This window comes from Paracidovorax citrulli, from assembly GCF_900100305.1.
Lineage (GTDB): Bacteria > Pseudomonadota > Gammaproteobacteria > Burkholderiales > Burkholderiaceae_C > Paracidovorax > Paracidovorax citrulli.
This window is the reverse complement of the sequence record NZ_FNEY01000006.1, coordinates 170361-189839: the sequence shown is the minus strand read 5'-3', so window position 1 is coordinate 189839 and position 19479 is coordinate 170361. Positions and strand designations below refer to the sequence as shown.

At 70.2% G+C, this 19479-nt stretch carries 18 protein-coding genes; 10 read left to right on the top strand and 8 right to left on the bottom strand.

The annotated features are described in order from the left end of the window. Positions 1-147: 147 nt before the first annotated feature. Positions 148-1041: an alpha/beta hydrolase gene (locus BLR99_RS06495; RefSeq protein ID WP_041827266.1), complete on the top strand. Its 894-nt coding sequence runs from the start codon at positions 148-150 to the stop codon at positions 1039-1041. A 31-nt stretch (positions 1042-1072) separates the two neighbouring features. Here the strand turns inward: BLR99_RS06495 and BLR99_RS06490 are convergent, their stop codons facing one another. Beyond that, positions 1073-1552 carry a winged helix-turn-helix transcriptional regulator gene (locus tag BLR99_RS06490; RefSeq protein ID WP_011794439.1) on the bottom strand — a complete coding sequence of 160 codons (480 nt, stop codon included), beginning with the start codon at positions 1550-1552 and terminating at the stop codon, positions 1073-1075. An 84-nt stretch (positions 1553-1636) separates the two neighbouring features. On the opposite strand from BLR99_RS06490, the gene BLR99_RS06485 reads away from it, so the two are divergent. Genes BLR99_RS06485 through BLR99_RS06475 form a run of 3 tightly spaced genes read left to right on the top strand, consistent with a single transcriptional unit; the run spans position 1637 to position 4308 of the window. Further along, positions 1637-2503 (top strand): SDR family oxidoreductase, encoded by an 867-nt coding sequence (locus BLR99_RS06485; RefSeq protein WP_011794438.1) that lies wholly within the window; start codon positions 1637-1639, stop codon positions 2501-2503. 48 nt (positions 2504-2551) lie between these two features. Beyond that, the gene (gene miaA / locus BLR99_RS06480; RefSeq protein ID WP_011794437.1) at positions 2552-3604 is read left to right on the top strand and encodes a tRNA (adenosine(37)-N6)-dimethylallyltransferase MiaA; all 1053 of its coding nucleotides are present in this window, start codon (positions 2552-2554) and stop codon (positions 3602-3604) included. Beyond that, on the top strand, positions 3601-4308 hold the full coding sequence (locus BLR99_RS06475; protein WP_011794436.1) for an ABC transporter ATP-binding protein: 708 nt from the start codon (positions 3601-3603) through the stop codon (positions 4306-4308). The genes miaA and BLR99_RS06475 overlap by 4 nt, the downstream gene beginning before the upstream one ends. Positions 4309-4324: 16 nt before the next feature. Here BLR99_RS06475 and BLR99_RS06470 read toward each other — a convergent pair whose 3' ends face one another. Continuing rightward, positions 4325-4753, bottom strand: a complete 429-nt coding sequence (locus BLR99_RS06470; RefSeq protein WP_041827853.1) for an Hsp20/alpha crystallin family protein — start codon at positions 4751-4753, stop codon at positions 4325-4327. A gap of 146 nt (positions 4754-4899) precedes the next feature. Between BLR99_RS06470 and BLR99_RS06465 the strand changes: the two genes are divergently transcribed. The 6 genes from BLR99_RS06465 to BLR99_RS06440 all read left to right on the top strand — a co-directional run bounded on the left by BLR99_RS06465 (position 4900) and on the right by BLR99_RS06440 (position 12842). Further along, positions 4900-7500, top strand: coding sequence for an FtsX-like permease family protein (locus BLR99_RS06465; RefSeq protein ID WP_011794434.1), 2601 nt, complete (start codon positions 4900-4902; stop codon positions 7498-7500). Positions 7501-7700: 200 nt separating this feature from the next. Further along, the gene (locus BLR99_RS06460) at positions 7701-8411 is read left to right on the top strand and encodes an IPTL-CTERM sorting domain-containing protein (protein ID WP_011794433.1); all 711 of its coding nucleotides are present in this window, start codon (positions 7701-7703) and stop codon (positions 8409-8411) included. Between the two features lie 242 nt (positions 8412-8653). Beyond that, positions 8654-9427 (top strand): collagen-like protein, encoded by a 774-nt coding sequence (locus BLR99_RS06455; protein WP_232521638.1) that lies wholly within the window; start codon positions 8654-8656, stop codon positions 9425-9427. A gap of 97 nt (positions 9428-9524) precedes the next feature. Continuing rightward, the gene (locus tag BLR99_RS06450; protein WP_046060865.1) at positions 9525-10574 is read left to right on the top strand and encodes a tetratricopeptide repeat-containing glycosyltransferase; all 1050 of its coding nucleotides are present in this window, start codon (positions 9525-9527) and stop codon (positions 10572-10574) included. Between the two features lie 52 nt (positions 10575-10626). Next, on the top strand, positions 10627-11706 hold the full coding sequence (locus BLR99_RS06445) for a PLP-dependent cysteine synthase family protein (RefSeq protein WP_011794430.1): 1080 nt from the start codon (positions 10627-10629) through the stop codon (positions 11704-11706). Between the two features lie 2 nt (positions 11707-11708). Next, complete coding sequence (locus tag BLR99_RS06440) at positions 11709-12842, top strand: lipocalin-like domain-containing protein (RefSeq protein ID WP_011794429.1); 1134 nt, start codon at positions 11709-11711, stop codon at positions 12840-12842. A gap of 244 nt (positions 12843-13086) precedes the next feature. Here the strand turns inward: BLR99_RS06440 and BLR99_RS06435 are convergent, their stop codons facing one another. From BLR99_RS06435 to BLR99_RS06410, 6 genes are all read right to left on the bottom strand, one after another. After that, positions 13087-14067, bottom strand: coding sequence for a branched-chain amino acid ABC transporter permease (locus tag BLR99_RS06435; RefSeq protein WP_011794428.1), 981 nt, complete (start codon positions 14065-14067; stop codon positions 13087-13089). Positions 14068-14086: 19 nt separating this feature from the next. Continuing rightward, positions 14087-14971 (bottom strand): branched-chain amino acid ABC transporter permease, encoded by an 885-nt coding sequence (locus tag BLR99_RS06430; RefSeq protein ID WP_011794427.1) that lies wholly within the window; start codon positions 14969-14971, stop codon positions 14087-14089. 48 nt (positions 14972-15019) lie between these two features. Next, positions 15020-16225: an ABC transporter substrate-binding protein gene (locus BLR99_RS06425; RefSeq protein WP_011794426.1), complete on the bottom strand. Its 1206-nt coding sequence runs from the start codon at positions 16223-16225 to the stop codon at positions 15020-15022. 63 nt (positions 16226-16288) lie between these two features. Continuing rightward, positions 16289-17509: an ABC transporter substrate-binding protein gene (locus BLR99_RS06420; protein ID WP_011794425.1), complete on the bottom strand. Its 1221-nt coding sequence runs from the start codon at positions 17507-17509 to the stop codon at positions 16289-16291. An 82-nt stretch (positions 17510-17591) separates the two neighbouring features. Further along, positions 17592-18305: an ABC transporter ATP-binding protein gene (locus BLR99_RS06415; RefSeq protein ID WP_011794424.1), complete on the bottom strand. Its 714-nt coding sequence runs from the start codon at positions 18303-18305 to the stop codon at positions 17592-17594. A 189-nt stretch (positions 18306-18494) separates the two neighbouring features. Next, on the bottom strand, positions 18495-19268 hold the full coding sequence (locus BLR99_RS06410) for an ABC transporter ATP-binding protein (RefSeq protein WP_017438389.1): 774 nt from the start codon (positions 19266-19268) through the stop codon (positions 18495-18497). Between the last annotated feature and the right edge of the window lie 211 nt (positions 19269-19479).

Here is a 19479-nt window from a genome sequence, read left to right as displayed (position 1 = left end):
AAAAACCCGGATCAGCGGCACCCGGACAGGGTAATTCCAGGGTTCGGCCCGTCAACCCGGGGAACCATGGTGCGTTTCTTGCAGCATGTCCTGCAGCCCGCACGGGCCCGACGAACTTTCCCACCCGACCGGAATCTGTTCATTTCGATGAAACGCTGGCCCCTTTTCTCCTCCCTCGCGCTCGCCCTCGCAGTGACGGCGGGCTGCGCCACCCTCGACGCGAAGCAGCGCGAATGGATCTTCCAGCCCAGCGACCGGGCCTGGGGAGGCGCGCAATCCACCGACGACATGCAGGACGTGTGGATCGCGTTCGATTCGCGCGCCACGGGCAAGGCGGAGAAACTCCACGGGCTCTGGATGCCCTCGGACCGGGCCGATGCTCCCGTGCTGCTGTACCTGCACGGCGCGCGCTGGAACGTTTCCGGCTCCGCCGGCAGGATCCGGCGCATGAACGACATGGGTTTCTCGGTGCTGGCGGTGGACTACCGCGGCTTCGGGCGCAGCAGCCCGGCCCTGCCCTCCGAGGCGACGGCCCTGGAAGACGCCCGGGCGGCCTGGGACTGGCTCGCCGCGCGGGAGCCCCGGGCGCCGCGCTACATCTTCGGCCATTCGCTGGGCGGGGCGATCGCCATCGACCTGGCCGCCATGGTGCCGGACGAACAGGGCACCATCGTGGAGGGAACGTTCACCAACATTCCCGAGGTGGTGGCCACGTTCAAGTGGGGGTGGCTGCCGATCTCGGGCCTCATCACGCAGCGTTTCGAGTCGGTCCGCAAGGTGGCGCACATCGGCTCGCCGCTGCTCGTGGTGCATGGCAGCGACGACAGCCTGATCCCGCCCACCCTGGGCAAGCGGCTGTATGAAGCGGCCCAGGGGCCGAAGCGTTTCGTCCTGGTGGAGGGCGGCACCCACCACAGCACCAACAGCGTGGGCGAAGCGCAGTACCGCGAGGCGCTGGCGGACCTGTTCCGCATCCCCGCCGGCCCGATGCCCGCGCGTGCGCCGGCGCAAAGGGCCACGGCCCCCGGCTCCGCGGCCTGACCCGGGGCACGGCGCGGCTGCCCCCTTCCGGTCAGCCGCCTGCGACGGCAGCGGCCGCGGCCTGCCCCCGTGCCGCCAGGATCTCAGGCAGGTGCCCGCCGATCCAGTCGGCCAGGGCCTGCACATGCAGGCCGACCTTGCGCCCCAGAGGCGTCAGGCGGTACTCGACGTGCGGCGGAACGACGGGATAGGCCCGGCGCTCCACGAAACCATCCCGCTCCAGCACCTGCAGCGTCTGCGCCAGCATGCGCTCGCTCACGCCGCCCACCTTGCGCCGCAGCTCGCTGAACCGCAGTGTGCCGTCGTCGAGCGCCACCAGCACCAGCACGCCCCAGCGGCTCGTGACGTGCTGCAGGATCTCCCGCGCCGGGCAGTCCGGCGACAGCACATCGCCCCGGCGCATCAGTTCGGCCAGGGGGAGGGACGCCTCGACGCCGGAGGCTGGAGGCGGCGGGCGCGACGGCCCCGAGCCTGCTTCCGGGGAATGGGGGATGGTGGCACGCAGGTTCATCACTTACCTTTTTGTAGGTACTTACGAAAAGTTTGCTGGATGGGTATTGTCGCGTCTTCGTTCACTCGTCACAAGGACAAAGACATGATCGCCATCACCGGAGCCTCCGGCCAGCTCGGCCGCCTCGCCATCGACGCGCTGCTGCGCAACGCTCCCGCCGGGGACATCGTGGCGCTGGTGCGCACCCCGGCCAAGGTGCAGGACCTCGCCGAACGCGGGGTCGTGGTGCGGCAGGCCGACTATGCCGATCCTGCCGGTTGGGACGCGGCCCTGCAGGGCGTGCGCCGGCTGCTGCTGATCTCCGGCAGCGAAGTCGGGCAACGGGTGGCGCAGCACCGCACCGTCATCGATGCCGCGCGACGCGCGGGCGTGGAACTGCTGGCCTACACCAGCGTGCTGCGCGCGGACACCTCGGCCCTGGAGCTGGCCCGCGAGCACCGGGACACCGAAGCGCTGCTGCGGGAATCCGGCGTGCCCCACGTGCTGCTGCGCAACGGCTGGTACACCGAGAACTACCTGGCCGGGGTGGGTGCCGCGCTGCAGCACGGCGTGCTGCTGGGCAGCGCAGGCGAAGGCCGCATCGCATCGGCAGCGCGGGCGGACTATGCCGAAGCGGCCGCCGCGGTGCTGCAGGCACCGGACCAGGCCGGCAAGGTGCATGAACTGGCGGGCGACAGTGCGTACACGCTGGCGGAACTGGCTGCGGAAATCTCCCGCGCGTCGGGGCGGTCCATCCCCTACCGCGACCTTCCCGAAGCGGAATACGCCAGGGTCCTGGAAGGTGCGGGCCTGCCCGCGGCGTTCGCCGCGATCCTGGCGCAGTCCGATGCCGCGGCGGCGCAGGGAGCGCTCTTCGACGGCGGCGGCCAGCTGGCACGGCTCATCGGCCGGCCGACCACGCCCTGGCAGGGCCAGGCGGACGAAGCCGTCCGCGCCGCCATGCCGGGCTGACCTGCCGGCCGCGGGCAGGCACCGGGCGCTGGTACGCTCCGGGGGATCATGTCCACTCCCCCTTCCCTGCCGGCCACCGGTGTGCCGGCACCCCACCTGCCCCGCGGAGCGGCCGCTCCGGCGCTTCCTGCCTGCCTCGCGCTGGCAGGCCCCACCGCATCGGGCAAGACGGCCGGGGCGCTGGCCCTGGCCCGCGCGCTCGCGCCGCACCGGCCCGTGGAAATCGTGAGCGTGGATTCGGCGCTGGTGTACCGCGGCATGGACATCGGCACGGCCAAGCCGACGGCCGCCGAGCAGGCGGCCGTGCCACACCACCTGATCGACATCCGCGATCCGCTGCAGCCCTACAGCGCGGCCGAATTCGTGGCCGACGCGCAGCGGCTCGTGCGCGAAATCCAGGCGCGTGGCGCCCTGCCGCTGCTGGTGGGGGGGACGATGCTGTACTTCAAGGCGCTGTGGGACGGTATCGACGACATGCCGCCGGCCGACGCCGCCGTGCGGGCCCGACTGGAAGCACAGGCCGCGGCCGAAGGCTGGCCGGCCCTGCACGCGGAACTGGCCCGCGTGGATCCGCAGACGGCGGCCCGGCTCGCGCCCGGTGACAGCCAGCGCATCCAGCGGGCGCTGGAGGTCTGGCACGTGTCCGGGCGACCGCTGTCGAGTTTCCACACCCGCTCCCGCGCGGCGGGCGAAGCGGCAGGCGCGGCACGCATGTCCATGCCGCTCTTCTCCCTCGAGCCGCAGGACCGCGCCTGGCTGCACGGTCGGATCGCACAGCGCTTCGACGCCATGCTGGACGAGGGCTTCGTGGAGGAGGTCCGGCGGCTGCGCGCCCGCGGCGACCTGCACCCGGACCTGCCCTCCATGCGGTGCGTCGGCTACCGGCAGGCCTGGGAGGCGCTGTACGAAGAAGCGCGCACCGGCCGGCTGCCGCTGGCGCAGTTGCGCGAACGCGGCATCGCGGCCACCCGGCAGCTCGCCAAGCGGCAGGTCACCTGGCTGCGCAGCATGCCCTGGCGCCATGCGATCGCCTGCGACGCACCGGATGCCACGCAGCGGTGGGTGGCGGCCGCGCTGCATGCGCTCGGAGTTCCGGCATGACACCGGACGCGCATGCCGTCCCGCCTGCCGCGGCGCCACTGCTGCAGGTCCGAGGCCTGGCCCGGCACTACGGCACGGACACGCCGGTCTTCCGCGATGTCGATCTTGCCGTGCAGCCCGGGGAATTCATCGCCATCGTCGGCGAATCCGGCGTGGGCAAATCCACCCTGCTCAATTGCCTCGCCGGACTGGACCATTGGCAGGCCGGCAGCGTGCGCCATGGCGCGGCCGACCTGGGCACCATGGACGATGCGGAGCGCGCCCGCTGGCGGCGCGCGCATGTGGGCTTCGTGTTCCAGGCGTTCCACGTGCTGCCGCACCTGGACGTGGCGCAGAACGTGGCACTGCCACTGATGCTGCTGGGCCGCAGCGACCCGGCGCGGGTGGACCGCATGCTGCAGGCCGTAGGGCTGCAGGGCCTGGGAGCGAGGCTGCCCCATCAACTGAGCGGTGGCCAGTTGCAGCGCGTGGCCATCGCACGTGCGCTGGTGCACGGCCCGGGCCTGCTGCTGGCCGACGAACCCACCGGCAACCTGGACCCGGCCACCGCGGAACGGGTGATGGACCTGCTCGTCGCGCAGACGCGCGACCACGGGGCGGCGATGGTGCTCGTCACCCACTCGCTGGCCGCGGCGCAGCGCGCCGACCGCACGCTGCGCCTGACCGCGGACGGCATCCGGCCGGAGGGCATCGCGGTCGGCTGAACCGCCCTGGACCGCCCTATTCGATCGCGAGCCGCTGCCCGCCGGTGCCGCGCTTCTTGGGCAGCGTCAGCGTGAGCACGCCATGGTCGTATTTCGCCTTCGCTTCCTGCGTGTCGATCTCGGCCGGCAACTGGAAAGAGCGGGCCACCGCGCCGTAGTAGCGCTCCGAGCGCAGCACCTTGTCGCCTTCGGTCTGCTGGTCGTGCTGCCGCACCTCGGCGCGCAGGCTCACGACGTTGCCGTCGAGCGAGACGTGGATGTCCTCCTTGGGCACGCCGGGAATCTCGGCGTGCACGGTATAGCCGCCGTCGTTTTCCTTGACGTCCACCTTGATCTGCTGCGGCGTGGGCAGGCCGTCGCCGTGCAGGGGGCGCACGTAGAAACCGGGCGCGAAGTCCTTGAAAAATTCGTCCAGAAGACCGCCACGGGTCACGAGTGAATTCATGATGAGCTCCTTCGTCGTGTCGAACATCGGGGTTGGAAACGGGCCGGCATGCCGGCCGCACTGCCCATATAGGCCTGCGGCCATGCGCTTCAAGACCCCGTGCGGCCTCCCGGCACGGGCCGTGACGGCGGCGCCACAATCGCTCCATGCTCGCCTTGCTCCGCACCTTTTCCTGGCAGGAACTGCGCCGCCATCCCTGGCGCACTGCGGTGGCCGTCGCCTCCGTGATGCTGGGCGTCGCCCTGGCTTTCGCGGTGCATGTGATCCATGCCTCGGCCCTCTCGGAATTCAGCCAGGCCGTGCGCGCGGCCGGCGGCCAGCCCGACCTGCAACTGCGCGCCGCGCAGGGCGACCTGCCGGAGGCGCTGTACGGCCCCGTGGCCACCCATGCCCTGGTGGCACGGGCGGGCCCCGTGCTGGAGGTCTCCGTGCAGGCCTCCGCTCCCGGGCGCGGCCCGGTGGCGCTGCGCGTGGTGGCGGCGGATGCACTCCTGCTCGGCGCCATGGCGCCGGAACTCGCGCCGCGGCCGTTCCCGGACGCGGGCCGGCTCGCCATGCTGTCGCCCGCCACGCTGTTCCTCAATGCAGCCGCGATGCAGGCCCTGGGCCTGCCGGCGGACCACGGCAGCCCGGTCACCTTGCGCCAGGGCCTGGCCGGGCACGCTGCCCGGGTGGCCGGTACGGTGGCGGCCGCCGGGCCGCCGCTGGCGGTGATGGACATCGGCGCGGCGCAGGATTTCTTTGGCCGTGCGGGCCGCCTGAGCCGCATCGACGTGCAACTGCAGCCCGGGCGGCGCGTGGAGGATTTGCAGGCAGCGCTGCCGCAGGTGCTGCAGGCCGCGGGCCTGGAGGCCGCCGATGCGGCGGGCATCGCCGTGGTGCGGCCGCAGGACACCGACCGGCGCACGGACGACCTCTCCCGTGCCTACCGGGTGAACCTGACCGTGCTGGCCCTGGTCGCGCTTTTCACCGGAGGCTACCTGGTGTTTTCCGTACTGGCACTGAGCGTGGCGCGCCGCGGTCCGCAATTCGCGCTGCTGGCGGTGCTCGGCGCCACGCCACGCATGCGGCGGGCCCTGGTGCTGGCCGAGTCCGCCGCCCTGGGGGCCGCCGGCAGCGTGGCCGGCATTGCGCTCGGCACGGGCCTGGCCGCGCTGGCGCTGCGCGCCATGGGCGGGGACCTGGGCGGGGGGTATTTCGAGGGGGTGCGTCCCTCGCTGCAGTGGAGCGCCGGCGCCGCCCTGCTGTATGCGGCGCTGGGAACCGCGGCCGCGCTGGCCGGGGGCTGGTGGCCCGCGCGCTCGGCGGAACGGCTGGCCCCGGCCGCCGCGCTCAAGGGAGCGGGCACGGCCTCCGACATGCAGCCCCGCCTGGCACTGCCCACGCTGTGCGCCGCGGCGGGGTGCGCGCTGGCATTCGCGCCGCCGGTGGCGGGACTGCCACTGGGTGCGTACGCATCGGTCGCACTGCTGCTGGTGGGCGGCATCGGCCTGCTGCCGGTGCTGGTGCACGGGCTGTTGAGCCTGCTGGCCCCCTGGGCAGGCCGTCGCCCGCTGACCATGCTCGCCGTGGAGCGCGCCCGGCGAATGCACGGCATGGCGGCCGTGGCGGTCGGCGGCGTGGTGGCCAGCCTGGCCCTGGCCGTGGCATTGACCGTGATGGTGGCCAGCTTCCGTGGCTCGGTGCTGCAATGGCTGGATACCGCGCTGCCCGCGCCACTGTACCTGCGCGCGGCGGGCGCCGGAGGGGGTGGTGGCGACGCGCCCTTTCCGCCGGGGTGGGACGACACCGTGGTGGAGCTGCCCGGTGTGGAACGGGCCGAGGCGCTGCGCATCGGCAGCCTGCTGCTGGATCCCTCGCGACCCGCGGTGGCGCTGCTGGCACGCTCCTTCGCGCGCGGCGCGGCTCAGACACTGCCGCTGCGCGACGCACCGCTGCCCGTGCCTCCGGGCCGTATCGCGGTGTATGTGAGCGAAGCGCTGGCCGACCTGTACGGGGTGCGGCCGGGCACCAGCTGGCCGGCGCTGTCCCGGGCGATGGCCCTGCGCGCGCGGGGCGCCGGCCAGCCCACGGCCGAGTTCTTCGTCGCGGGCGTATGGCGCGACTATGTCCGCCAGTTCGGCGCGGTGGCCATGGAGCGCGGCGACTACATCCGGCTCACGGGCGATGCCGGCATCGACGATCTGGCGATATGGCCTGCCCCGGGCACGGACGAGGCCGCGCTGCGCTCCGGGATCACGGCCCGGTTGCCGCAGGCGCTGCGCACAGGCGGAGAGCCCGCCATCGAGTTCAGTACCGCGCAGGCGATCCGGGAACGCTCCCTCGCGCTGTTCGACCGCAGCTTCGCCGTGACCTACTGGCTGCAGGCCGTGGCCATCGGCATCGGCCTGTTCGGCATCGCCGCGAGCTTCTCTGCACAGGTGCTCGCGCGGCGCAAGGAACTGGGCCTGCTGTCGCACCTGGGCCTGACGCGTCCGCAGATCCTCGGCGTGGTGTCGGGCGAAGGCGCGGCATGGACCACCGCCGGGGCGGTCGCGGGCCTGGCGCTGGGCTGCGCCGTCTCGGCCGTGCTCGTCCATGTCGTGAATCCGCAGAGCTTCCACTGGACCATGGAGATGCGCATCCCCGCGGCGCGGCTGACGCTGCTGTGTTGCGCGGTCGTCGCCACCGGCACGGCGGCAGCGTGGCTTGCGTGCTACTCATCCGCGTCCCGCCATGCAGAACTTGCCCTCAGAGAAGACTGGTGAACCCCAAAAAGAGGGTGTCCCGTGATGCATTCGTTTCAATTTGCCGCAGAATGACTTTAATGAATAGCCATGGGGCTCCGGGGAGGACGCTCCATGACAAAGTGCCCAAGCACTGACGAGGCTGTTCCAACGATTACTACATTCGTCGCAGCCACCGGCCATCTGCGCCGGCCTGCAGGTCGCACCGGAGGAGGTTTTTCATGCTTCGTCATCCACTGCGCTGGCTTGCCGGCGCTGCGCTTGCGCTCACCCTTTGCACGCCGGTCGCGGCCCAGTGGGTGGTCCCGCCCGGCTCCTCGCTCGACGTGCCTCCCGGGGGCGCCGTGGATATCGCCTGCACGTCGCTGGACATGCAGGGCACGCTGAATCTCAGCGGCGGCACGATCTCGGTGGACTCCTCCGCCACCTTCGCTTCCGGCTCCAACGTGACCGGCTCCGGCGGCACCATCTCGGTGGGCGGAGACCTCATCGCCACGGGCCCGGTGAACACGGGCAACAACACCCTCGTGCTGCGCGACGGATGCGACCCGGGCAACACCTCCCAGATCAGCGGCAACATCGTCGTGCAGAACCTCGTGCTGCAGAGCACGACGGGCCGCACCTTCGTCCTGCCCGCAGGCGCCAACATCACGGTGCTGGGCTCGCTCACGATCCAGGGCACCCAAGCGCAACCGGTGCAGCTCACGTCGGCCAGCGGCACGGCCGTGGTCAACCTGGGCCCGAACGCCACCGTCACCCGCGATTTCGCCAGCGTGCCGCCCACGGTGCAGATCGGGGCCGCGCCGGCGCCGACGCCGACGCCGATACCCACGCTCAACGAATACGGTCTGGCGCTGCTGACCCTGCTGATCGGCGCGCTCATGGTCTGGAAACGCCGCGGACCGGCAATGCGCCTGCAAAGTGCAGACTGATTGCTCCCCGGCACGGGCTGGATGTCCATCTGCGTCCGGCGCGAGCCGCCAACATATCGATAGGAAGTCAAGAGAGGGTTAAACCATGCCGAAGAAACGCCCGGGCCGTCATTGGGCCGCCACCACGCTGTGCTCCGTCCTCGCCCTGCATGCCGCAGGCGCGCTCGCCGCGGACATCACCGTCACCCCCCCCTGCGGGCGGCGGCTTCGTCGTCAAGGGGGGCAACCAGGAGCGGCTTCGCGTGCAGGGCACGGGAGAGGTCTATGTTCCCGGCCTGTCCTCGACCGGCACGAGCAACACCCTGACCTGCTATGACGCGGGCACGGGACAGCTCACCAGGTGCGCCCCCGGCGTGGGCGGCGGCGCGACGGGAGCCACGGGCCCCCTGGGCCCCACCGGGGCGACGGGCCCTGCCGGCGCCACGGGTGCGACCGGTGCCACCGGCGCGGCCGGCCCGACGGGCGCCACCGGGGTGACCGGGGCCACAGGACCCTCCGGAACAGGTGCTACCGGCGCCACGGGCCCGACAGGCGCCACGGGCGCTACCGGAGCCACGGGACCGACCGGCCCGACGGGCGCCACGGGTGCAGAAGGAGCCACCGGGGCGACCGGCCCGACCGGCGCCACGGGTGTGACGGGCCCCCAGGGCACACAGGGCCCGCAGGGTATCCAGGGCATCCAGGGTGTTCAAGGCAACACTGGAGCGACAGGTCCCACCGGGGCCACCGGGCCTGCAGGTACGACCGGCAATACCGGCGCGACCGGGGCCACGGGCCCGACGGGAAGCGTGGGAGCACTGACCAAGACCTCGGCCAACGATGTATGCGGCGGCAGCGGACTCAAGGAAGTGACGGCCACCTGCAGCGTGGGCAACGCGGTTTCGGGTGGATGTCGCACCGATGACCCTCTGGTGAACCTGCTGACCCAGACCTACAAGAGTTCGGACAACCAATGGAAATGTTCGTACTCCTGCTCATCCGCGGTAAGCATCACGGCGGAGGCGTACTGCCAATAATGCACCGGTGGCGCGAAATGGCGCGCCGCTCCCGCGCAAGCGGGCAGCTGCCCAACCGCGTCCGGATGTCGTGAGCCGCCCCCGCATCTGCCTCAACATGATCGTGAAGAACGAGGCGCCGGTGATCACCCGGTGCCTCGCTTCCGTGCGGCCCTTCATCGACCACTGGGTGATCGTGGACACGGGCTCCACGGACGGCACGCAGGACATCGTGCGCGATTTCCTGCGGGGCGTGCCTGGCAGCCTGCACGAGCGGCCCTGGAGAAACTTCGCGCACAACCGCAACGAGGCGCTGGAGCTCGCCCGGCCGCAGGCGGACTACGTGCTCTTCATCGACGCGGACGAGCAGTTGCGCGTGCCCGAGGGGTTCGCCTGGCCCGCGCTGTCCGCGGACGGCTACATGTTCACCTGCCGCATGGGCGACTGCGAGTACCTGCGCAATGCCATGATCGCCGCGCGCGTGCCCTGGCGCTGGGAGGGCGTGCTGCACGAGTTCCTGGCCGCGCCCGCGCACGCGCCCTGGCAGCCGCTGCCCGGCCCGGTGATCGATGTATCGCACGACGGCGCCCGTGCCCGCGATCCGCAGACCTACCTGCGCGACATCGCCGTGCTCGAACAGGCGCTGCGGGATGAACCCGGCAACACGCGCTATGCGTTCTACCTGGCCCAGAGCCTGCGGGACGCGGGCCGGCTGCAGGAGTCGCGCGAAGCCTACCGCCGGCGCGCGGCGATGGGCGGCTGGGACGAGGAATGCTGGTTCGCGGTCTTCCAGGTGGCTGTGCTCACCGAACGCCTGGACGGCCCGCCGCACGAGGTGCGGGAGGCGTACCTCGCGGCCTACGCGCAGCGGCCGGCGCGCGCGGAACCCCTGTGCGAGCTGGCCCGCTACCACCGGCTGCGGTCGGAGTTCGCGCTGGCCCATCTCTACGCCCAGCAGGCGGCGCGCATGCCGCGGCCCGCGGACATCCTGTTCGTGGATGCCGGCGTCTATGCATGGCGCTCGCTCGACGAACTCGCCGTGAGCGCGTTCTATGTGCAGGCCTTCGAGCAGGGCCGCGAGGCACTGCAGAAGCTGCTGCGCGAGCGGCGCTTTCCTGCCTCCGAGACCGCGCGCATCGAGGCCAACCGGCCCTTCTTCGGGCTATAGGGCAGATGCGAACCGGCTCGCATGGCGGCCGCGCGCCTGCGATACTTCCCGCATGACCGCACTCCCCTCCTCCGGCGCCGCGCCCGGCGGCTGGCTGCACCAGGCCATCGCGCGCATCGAGGCCGACTACCACCGCAGCGCCGACACGCATCTCATCCCGCTCAACCTGCCGGCCTATGCGGCCCACGGCATCGACCTCTACCTGAAGGACGAATCCACCCACCCCACGGGCAGCCTGAAGCACCGGCTCGCGCGCTCCCTGTTCCTGTACGCGCTGTGCAACGGCTGGGTGCACGAAGGCTCGACCATCGTCGAGTCCTCCAGCGGCTCCACGGCGGTGAGCGAGGCGTATTTCGCGCGGCTGCTGGGCCTGCCTTTCGTGGCGGTGATGCCGCGCCGCACTTCGGTGGAAAAGGTGGCGCAGATCGAGTTCCACGGCGGCCGCTGCCACTTCGTGGACAGCCCCGCCGAGGTGTATGACGCGGCACGGGCGATCGCGGCCGACACCGGGGGGCACTACATGGACCAGTTCACCTATGCCGAACGGGCCACGGACTGGCGCGGCAACAACAACATCGCCGAGAGCATGTTCGTGCAGATGCAGCGCGAGCGCCACCCCGTGCCGCGCTGGATCGTGGTCGGTGCCGGCACGGGGGGCACGAGCGCCACCATCGGCCGCTACATCCGCTACCAGCAGTACGCGACGCAGGTCTGCGTGGCCGATCCGGCCGGCTCGGTGTTCAGCGCCTACTGGCGCTCGGGTGACGGCACGCTCACGGCCGCAGGCTCGCGCATCGAGGGCATCGGCCGCCCGCGCGTGGAGCCGAGTTTCATCCGCACGCTCGTGGACCACATGGAGGAAGTGGCGGACACCGATTCGGTCGCGGCGATGCAGGTGCTCTCGCAATTGCTCGGGCGGCGCGTCGGCCCCTCCACGGGCACCAACTTCGCGGCCATGCTACGCCTGGCCAGCGGCATGCGCAAGCGCGGCGAGCAGGGCTCGCTGCTGTCGCTGCTGTGCGACTCGGGCGAACGCTACCTGCCCACCTACTTCGACGAGGCCTGGGTGGCCGGCACCATCGGCGACTGCGCGGCCGCGCGCGCCGGCATCCAGGCCAGCATGGACGCCTGACGATGCCGGGCCGCCCGACGCGCCGCGCCTGCCTCGCCGCAGCGGTCGGCGCCGCGTCCGCCAGCGCGTGGATGCCCTGGCCGGCACACGCGCTGCCCGCGCGTACCCTGGCGTTTCCGCGCGACCACGGCAGCCACCCGGACCTGCGCACCGAGTGGTGGTACATCACCGGGCACGCCCATGCGGACGGCCGGGACTGGGGCTTCCAGATCACCTTCTTCCGCTCCCGGGTGGACGAGACCCGCACGCTGCGCTCCGCCTTCGCGGCCCACCAGTTGCTGTTCGCGCATGCCGCGCTCACCGACGTGCGCGGCGGCCGGCTGCTGCACGACCAGCGCATCGCGCGCGCGGGCTTCGGCGTGGCGCAGGCCCAGGAATCCGACACGTCCATCCGGATCGGGGACTGGTCGCTGGCCCGCAGCGGCACGGCGGACGGTGGCAGCCGGTACGCGGCCCGCATTCCGGCGGAACGCTTCACCCTGGAACTGGAGTTCGACAGCACCCAGCCGCTGATTCTGCAGGGCCGCCAGGGCCTGTCGCGCAAGGGGCCCGAGCCGGAGCAGGCGAGCTACTACTACAGCCAGCCCCAGCTGGCGGTGCGCGGCACGATCGCGCTGCCGGGCAGGCGCCTTGCGATCGGCGGGGACGGCGCGAACAACAGCGGCGCCTCCCGCACGGCACGCGCCTGGCTGGACCACGAATGGAGCGAGGCCCTGATGCACCCCGAGGCCGTGGGCTGGGACTGGATCGGCATGAACCTCGATGGCGGCGGCGCCCTCACCGCCTTCCGGCTGCGGCGCCAGGACGGCAGTGCGCTCTGGGCCAGCGGTTCGTTCCGCGCAGGTGCGAACGCCACGCTGCAGGTCTTCGAGCAGGCGGAGGCCATGGCCTTCACGCCCCTGCGCCACTGGACCAGCCCGCGCACCGGCACGCGCTATCCGGTGGCCTGGCGCATCGACACGCCCGCCGGCCGCTTCGGGGTGGATGCCCTGGCCGACGACCAGGAACTGGACAGCCGCGGCTCCACCGGCGCGATCTACTGGGAGGGCCTGAGCGTGCTGCGCGACGCTTCCGGCAGCGAGGTGGGCCGCGGCTACCTCGAACTGACGGGGTACGCAGGCGTGCTGCGACTGTGATGCCCGGACCTCTTGGGCAATCAAGCGCAAGCCCTGTTCAAGACGTCTGAATAACCGGAGCCTCACCCATCAGATGGCCGCGGAGCAGGCCACGCCGGCAGACGCCGTGGAACCGGCTTTGCCGGGCCACCGGCGTCGTCTCCCTGCGGGGCTGAGGGCTGCGGCTCCGGGCCTGCCTGCGCAGGCCTGGACGTGCCTGAAGAGCTGCCGCCTCTGGCGGCTGCACGGAGGCGCCTCTGGCGACTCAGGGGGTTTTCCTAATTCTCGCCAGGATCTCCCCCATGATCCCGCGGCGGAACGCGAGCACGCAGACCACGAAGATCAGGCCCGTGACGATGGTCACCGATTCGCCCAGCGTGCGGAACCAGTCCACGCCCGTGAGGGACGCGAGCAGGTTGCCGAATTCGCCGATCTTGTTCTCCAGCAGCACCACCACGGCGGAGCCGACCAGCGGGCCGGACAGCGTGCCCAGGCCGCCGACGAGGGTCATCAGGATCACCTGGCCCGAGGCCGTCCAGTGCACGTCCGACAGCGTGGCGAAGCCCAGCACCAGCGTCTTGAGCGAACCGGCCAGCCCCGCGATGGCGGCCGAGATCACGAAGGCCAGCAGCTTGAAGCGCTGCGTGTCGTAGCCCAGCGAGATGGCGCGCGGCTCGTTTTCCTTGATGCCCTTGAGCACCTGGCCGAACGGCGAATGGATGGTGCGCACGATCAGCAGGAAGGCCGCCACCACCACGGCCAGTGCCACGTAGTACATCGTCACGTCGCTGGACAGGTCGAGCACGCCGAACAGCTTGCCGCGCGGCACGCCCTGCAGGCCGTCCTCGCCGCCCGTGAACGGTGCCTGCAGGCAGGCGAAGAACAGCATCTGCGCGAGCGCCAGCGTGATCATCGAGAAGTAGATGCCCTGGCGGCGGATGGCCAGCCAGCCGAACAGCAGGCCCAGCAGCGCGCCGCCGGCCGTGCCCAGCACCAGCCCGATCTCGGGCGTGAGGCCCCAGACCTTGATCGCATGGCCGGTGACGTAGGCCGCGCCGCCCAGGAAGGCGGCATGGCCGAAGGACAGCAGCCCCGTGTAGCCCAGCAGCAGGTTGAAGGCGGAAGCGAACAGCGCGAAGCACAGCAGCTTCATCACGAAGACCGGATAGGCGCCGAGGAACGGCGCGGCGATCAGGCCCAGCAGCAGCAGGCCGTAGCCGAAGGTGGCGAGATTCTTGTGGTGCATGTGCGCGGCCCCGTCCTGGTCACTTTTCCTTGCCGAACAGGCCGGCGGGGCGGATGAGCAGCACCACCACCATGATGACGAACACCACGGTGGACGATGCCTCGGGATAGAACACCTTGGTGAAACCCTCGACGACGCCCAGGCCCAGGCCCGTGAGGATGGAGCCCATGATGGAGCCCATGCCGCCGATCACCACCACCGCGAACACCACGATGATGAGGTTCTGCCCCATGAGGGGCGTGACCTGGTACACGGGGGCGGCCAGCACGCCCGCGAACGCGGCCAGTGCCGCGCCGAAGGCGTAGGTGAGCGTGATCATCACCGGCACGTTGATGCCGAAGGCCTCCACCAGGCGCGGGTTCTCGGTGCCGGCGCGCAGGTAGGCGCCGAGCTTGGTCTTCTCGATGACGTACCAGGTGCCGATGCAGACCACGATGGACGCCGCCACCACCCAGGCGCGGTAGTTGGGCAGGATCATGAAGCCGAGGTTGGTGGCGCCTTCCAGCAGTTCGGGCGTGTCGTACCCCAGGCCCGAGACACCGTAGATGGAGCGGAACACGCCCTCGATGAGCAGCGTGAGCCCGAGCGTGAGCAGCAGGCCGTAGAGGTGGTCGAGCTTGTAGATCCAGCGCAGCAGCAGCCGCTCGATCACCACGCCGAAAAGGCCGACGACGAGCGGCGCCGCGACGAGCATCACCCAGTAGTTGATGCCGAAATACGACCCCGCCATCCAGGTGAGCAGCGCCCCCAGCATGAACAGCGCGCCATGCGCGAAGTTGATGACGTTCAGCAGGCCGAAGATCACCGCCAGCCCCAGGCTGAGGATGGCGTAGAACGAGCCGTTGACCAGCCCCAGCAGGAGCTGGCTCAGCAGGGCCGGCAGGGAGACACCGAAGATTTCCATGGGGAGTCGGCTAGGGGATGCGGGTGGATGGCGCTCAGGCGGTGCGGATCATTTCCAGAGCGCGCACTTGCTCTCGGCCTTGGTGGCGAACACCTGGTCGCCGGGCAGCTTCTTCACGAGCTTGTAGTAGTCCCAGGCGCCCTTGGATTCCGCGGGCGTCTTCACCTGCATGAGGTACATGTCGTGCACGTAGCGGCCGTCCGGGCGCAGCGTGCCGCTGTTGAAGAAGTCGTCCATCTTCATGCCGCGCCAGGCCTCCATGACCTTGTCGGCCTCGATGCTCTTGGCGGCTTCCACGGCCTTGAGGTAGTTCATGGTGGCCGAGTAGTCGGCCGCCTGGATCTCGGTCGGGCGGCGCTTGGTCTTCTCCATGAAGCGGTCGGCGAACTTGCGGGTCTCGTCGTTCAGGTCCCAGTACCAGCTGGTGGTGAACTGCAGGCCCTCCGTGGTCTTCAGGCCCAGGCTGTGGATGTCGCTGAAGAAGATCAGCAGGCCGGCGAGCTTCATGTTCTTGCCGATGCCGAATTCCTTGGCGGCCTTGATCGAGTTGATGGTGTCGCCGCCCGCGTTCGCCAGGCCCAGGATCTGCGCCTTGGAGTTCTGCGCCTGCAGCAGGAAGGACGAGAAGTCCGACGCGTTGAGCGGGTGCCGCACGGAGCCCACCACGGTGCCGCCCTTTTCCTTCACCACGCGGGAGGTGTCGGCCTCCAGCGCATGGCCGAAGGCATAGTCCGCCGTGAGGAAGAACCAGCTCTTGCCCCCCGCGTCCACGATGGCCGCGCCCGTGCCCTTGGCGAGCGCCACGGTGTCGTAGGCGTAGTGCACGGTGTAGGGACTGCACTGTTCGTTGGTCAGCGCCGAGGTCGCCGCGCCGTTGTTGATGAAGACGCGCTTCTTCTCCTGCGCCACCTTGGCCATGGCCAGCGCCGTGCCCGAGTTGGTGCCGCCGAAGACCATGGTCAGGCCCTGCGTGTCGATCCACTCGCGCGCCTTGCTGGCCGCGATGTCCGCCTTGTTCTGGTGATCCGCCGTCAGCAGCTCGATCGGCATGCCGAGCACCTTGCCGCCGAAATCGTCGATCGCCATCTGGATCGCCACCGCGCCGTTCTTGCCTTCCACGTCGGCGTACAGGCTCGACATGTCGGTGATGAAGCCGATCTTCACCTTGCCGTCCTGCTGCGCCTGCGCGGCCGAGGCCGCGAAGAGTCCTGCGGCGCCGAGCGCCAATGCCAGTTTGTTGATTCCGTTTGCCATGGTCCTTGTCTCCTTCTGTTGTCGTTCGTCCATCGCGCGAAAGCGGCTGTCAGGCGGAGCGCGTCACTTCCAGAGCGCGCACTTGCTTTCGGCCTTGGTGGTCCACACCTGGTCGGCGGGCAGCCTGGCGACCACCTTGTAGTAGTCCCACGGCTCCTTGGATTCGGCGGGCGACTTCACCTGCATCAGGTACATGTCGTGCGCGAAGCGGCCGTCCGGGCGGATGCTGCCCTTGGCGTAGAAGTCGTCGATGGGCGTGGACTTGAGCTTTTCCATCACCTTGTCGGCGTCCGTGCTCTTGGCGGCTTCCACCGCCTTGAGGTAGTTCATGGTGGCCGAATAGTCGGCCGCCTGGATGTCCGTGGGCATGCGCTTGGTCTTGGCGAAGAACTTGCGGCCGAAGGCGCGCGTCTTGTCGTCGAGGTTCCAGTCCCAGCTGGTCGTGAGCAGCAGGCCTTCCGTGTTCTTCAGGCCCAGGCTGTGGATGTCCGTCAGGAACACGAGCAGCCCCGCCATCTTCATGCTCTTGTTGATGCCGAACTCGCGCGCGGCCTTGATGGCGTTGATGGTGTCGCCGCCCGCGTTGGCCAGGCCCAGGATCTGCGCCTTGGAGTTCTGCGCCTGCAGCAGGAAGGACGAGAAGTCCGACGCATTGAGCGGATGCTTCACGCTGCCCAGCACGCGGCCGCCCTTTTCCTTCACCACCTTGGCCGTGTCGGCCTCCAGCGCGGCGCCGAAGGCATAGTCGGCCGTCAGGAAGAACCAGTCCCTGCCGCCCTGCTGCACCACCGCGCCGCCCGTGCCCTTGGCCAGCGCCACGGTGTCGTAGGCGTATTGCACGGTGTAGGGGCTGCACTGCTCGTTGGTCAGTGCCGAGGTGCCGGCGCCGTTCACGATGAAGACGCGCTTCTTCTCCTGCGCCACCTTGGCCATGGCCAGGGCCGTGCCCGAGTTGGTGCCGCCGAAGAGCATGGTCAGCCCCTGCGTGTCGATCCACTCGCGCGCCTTGCTGGCCGCGATGTCGGCCTTGTTCTGGTGGTCGGCGGAAACCAGTTCGATCGGCATGCCCAGCACCTTGCCGCCGAAGTCGTCGATCGCCATCTGGATCGCCACCGCGCCGTTCTTGCCCTCCACATCCGCATACAGGCTCGACATGTCGGTGATGAAGCCGATCTTCACCTTGCCGTCCTGCGCCTGCACGACCGGGGCGGCGCACAGGCCGGCGAGGCCGAGCGCCACGGCGAGGGTCTTGAAGGTCGCGATGGTGCGTGGGTGTTTCTTCATGTCGTCGTCTCCTGAGGCTGGGTGGTCGTTCGTTCGGTCGGTTCGGGTTCGGCGCGTCACGGGCGGGCGAAAGGCCGGCGGCTCACACGCCCAGCAATTCGTTCAGCACGGGCATGCGCTGCTCCAGCTCGGCGGCGCCGAACTGCAGGGCGATGCTGCCGTGCTCCATCACGTAGAAGCGGTCGGCGAGCGGCGCGGCGAAGCGGAAGTTCTGCTCCACCATCACCACCGTGTAGCCCTTCTGGCGCAGCGTGGTGATCATGCGCGCCAGGGCCTGCACGATGACGGGCGCGAGCCCTTCGGAGATCTCGTCGAGCAGCAGCAGCTGCGCGCCCGTGCGCAGGATGCGCGCCACGGCCAGCATCTGCTGCTCCCCGCCCGACAGGCGCGTGCCCTGGCTGTGGCGGCGCTCCGCGAGATTGGGGAACATCGCATAGATCTCGTCCAGCGGCATGCCGGCGCGGCCCGTCTTGAGCACGGGCGGCAGCAGCAGGTTCTCCTCGCACGACAGGCTGGAGAAGATGCCGCGCTCCTCGGGGCAGTAGCCCACGCCCAGGTGCGCGATGCGGTGCGTGGGCATCTGGATGGTTTCCTGCCCGTTGATCTTCACCGAGCCCTTGCGCGAGCCGGTCAGGCCCATCACCGCGCGCAGCGTGGAGGTGCGGCCCGCGCCGTTGCGGCCCAGCAGCGTGACCACCTCGCCGGGCTGCACGACCATGTCCACGCCGTGCAGCACGTGCGATTCGCCGTACCAGGCCTCCAGGCCGCGGATTTCGAGAGCGGGGGACGATGCCATCTCAGTGATCCAATGCGCAGATTGCGGCCAGCCGCCGTTGAAAGCAGCACGGCCTTTCCGCTCCGAAGGCCGCGGAGCAGGCCAGGCCAGCAGACGCCGTGGAACGGGCTTGGCCCGGCCACTGGCGGCGTCCCCCTTCCCGCAGGAGAAGGGGGAAGGCGCGAAGCGCCACAGGGGGTTGGCGCATCATCAGTGGGCTCCCTGCAACTGGCCGTCGGTCGTGCCCATGTAGGCCTCCATGACCTGCGGATTGCGCGAGACCTCCTCGTACGGCCCCTCGGCCAGCACGGCCCCGCGCTGCAGCACCGTGATGCGGTCCGCGATGGTGGAGATGACTTTCATGTTGTGCTCGACCATGAGGACCGTGCGGCCCGCCGACACCTTCTTGATGAGCTGCGTGACGCGGTCCACGTCCTCGTGGCCCATGCCCTGCGTGGGCTCGTCGAGCAGCATGAGCTCGGGCTCCATCGCGAGCGTCGTGGCGATCTCCAGCGCGCGCTTGCGGCCGTAGGGCAGGTTGACCGTGACCTCGTCGGCCAGGTCGGCCAGGCCCACTTCCGCGAGCAGTTCGCGTGCCCGGCTGTCGAGGTGCGCCAGGCTGCGCTCGCTTTTCCAGAAATGGAACGAGGTGCCAAGACGGCGCTGCAGGCCCAGCCGCACGTTCTCGGTGAGCGTCAGGTGCGGGAACACGGCCGAGATCTGGAACGAGCGGATCACCCCGCGCCGGGCGATCTGCGCGGGCGCCTCCCGCGTGATGTCCGCGCCGTTGAAAGTGATGGTGCCGGAGGTGGGCTCCAGAAACTTGGTCAGCAGGTTGAAGCAGGTGGTCTTGCCCGCGCCGTTGGGGCCGATCAACGCATGGATGGATCCGCGGCGCACCGACAGGTTCACATCGCTCACCGCGGTGAAGCCCTTGAATTCCTTGGTGAGATGGCGGGTTTCGAGGATGACGTCGTCGCTCATGGGGCAGGAGCCGCTCCGTGGTGGGCCCGCCGGCATGCCGCGCGAGAAACGGCGGCGCATGCCGGGGGGCAGGGTTGCGGTGCATCGTATGCCGCCCTGCCGAAGGCCAGGAACTGGGACAAATGCCTATGTATAAACGCCTAAGCAACCACCCCCCGCCCTGCCGCAGGGGCCGTTCCATGCGGGCGCGGCTCCCCCTGGAGACCCATCG

What these genes read in the sequence shown, in the direction of transcription:
- BLR99_RS06475 (WP_011794436.1), top strand. Translation starts at nt 3,601, where the DNA reads ATGACACCGGACGCGCATGCCGTCCCGCCTGCCGCGGCGCCACTGCTG.
- BLR99_RS06460 (WP_011794433.1), top strand. Translation starts at nt 7,701, where the DNA reads ATGCTTCGTCATCCACTGCGCTGGCTTGCCGGCGCTGCGCTTGCGCTC.
- BLR99_RS06425 (WP_011794426.1), bottom strand. Translation starts at nt 16,225, where the DNA reads ATGGCAAACGGAATCAACAAACTGGCATTGGCGCTCGGCGCCGCAGGA.
- BLR99_RS06465 (WP_011794434.1), top strand. Translation starts at nt 4,900, where the DNA reads ATGCTCGCCTTGCTCCGCACCTTTTCCTGGCAGGAACTGCGCCGCCAT.
- BLR99_RS06470 (WP_041827853.1), bottom strand. Translation starts at nt 4,753, where the DNA reads ATGAATTCACTCGTGACCCGTGGCGGTCTTCTGGACGAATTTTTCAAG.
- BLR99_RS06490 (WP_011794439.1), bottom strand. Translation starts at nt 1,552, where the DNA reads ATGAACCTGCGTGCCACCATCCCCCATTCCCCGGAAGCAGGCTCGGGG.
- BLR99_RS06410 (WP_017438389.1), bottom strand. Translation starts at nt 19,268, where the DNA reads ATGAGCGACGACGTCATCCTCGAAACCCGCCATCTCACCAAGGAATTC.
- BLR99_RS06445 (WP_011794430.1), top strand. Translation starts at nt 10,627, where the DNA reads ATGACCGCACTCCCCTCCTCCGGCGCCGCGCCCGGCGGCTGGCTGCAC.
- BLR99_RS06440 (WP_011794429.1), top strand. Translation starts at nt 11,709, where the DNA reads ATGCCGGGCCGCCCGACGCGCCGCGCCTGCCTCGCCGCAGCGGTCGGC.
- BLR99_RS06495 (WP_041827266.1), top strand. Translation starts at nt 148, where the DNA reads ATGAAACGCTGGCCCCTTTTCTCCTCCCTCGCGCTCGCCCTCGCAGTG.
- BLR99_RS06415 (WP_011794424.1), bottom strand. Translation starts at nt 18,305, where the DNA reads ATGGCATCGTCCCCCGCTCTCGAAATCCGCGGCCTGGAGGCCTGGTAC.
- BLR99_RS06485 (WP_011794438.1), top strand. Translation starts at nt 1,637, where the DNA reads ATGATCGCCATCACCGGAGCCTCCGGCCAGCTCGGCCGCCTCGCCATC.
- BLR99_RS06420 (WP_011794425.1), bottom strand. Translation starts at nt 17,509, where the DNA reads ATGAAGAAACACCCACGCACCATCGCGACCTTCAAGACCCTCGCCGTG.
- BLR99_RS06450 (WP_046060865.1), top strand. Translation starts at nt 9,525, where the DNA reads ATGATCGTGAAGAACGAGGCGCCGGTGATCACCCGGTGCCTCGCTTCC.
- BLR99_RS06435 (WP_011794428.1), bottom strand. Translation starts at nt 14,067, where the DNA reads ATGCACCACAAGAATCTCGCCACCTTCGGCTACGGCCTGCTGCTGCTG.
- miaA (WP_011794437.1), top strand. Translation starts at nt 2,552, where the DNA reads ATGTCCACTCCCCCTTCCCTGCCGGCCACCGGTGTGCCGGCACCCCAC.
- BLR99_RS06430 (WP_011794427.1), bottom strand. Translation starts at nt 14,971, where the DNA reads ATGGAAATCTTCGGTGTCTCCCTGCCGGCCCTGCTGAGCCAGCTCCTG.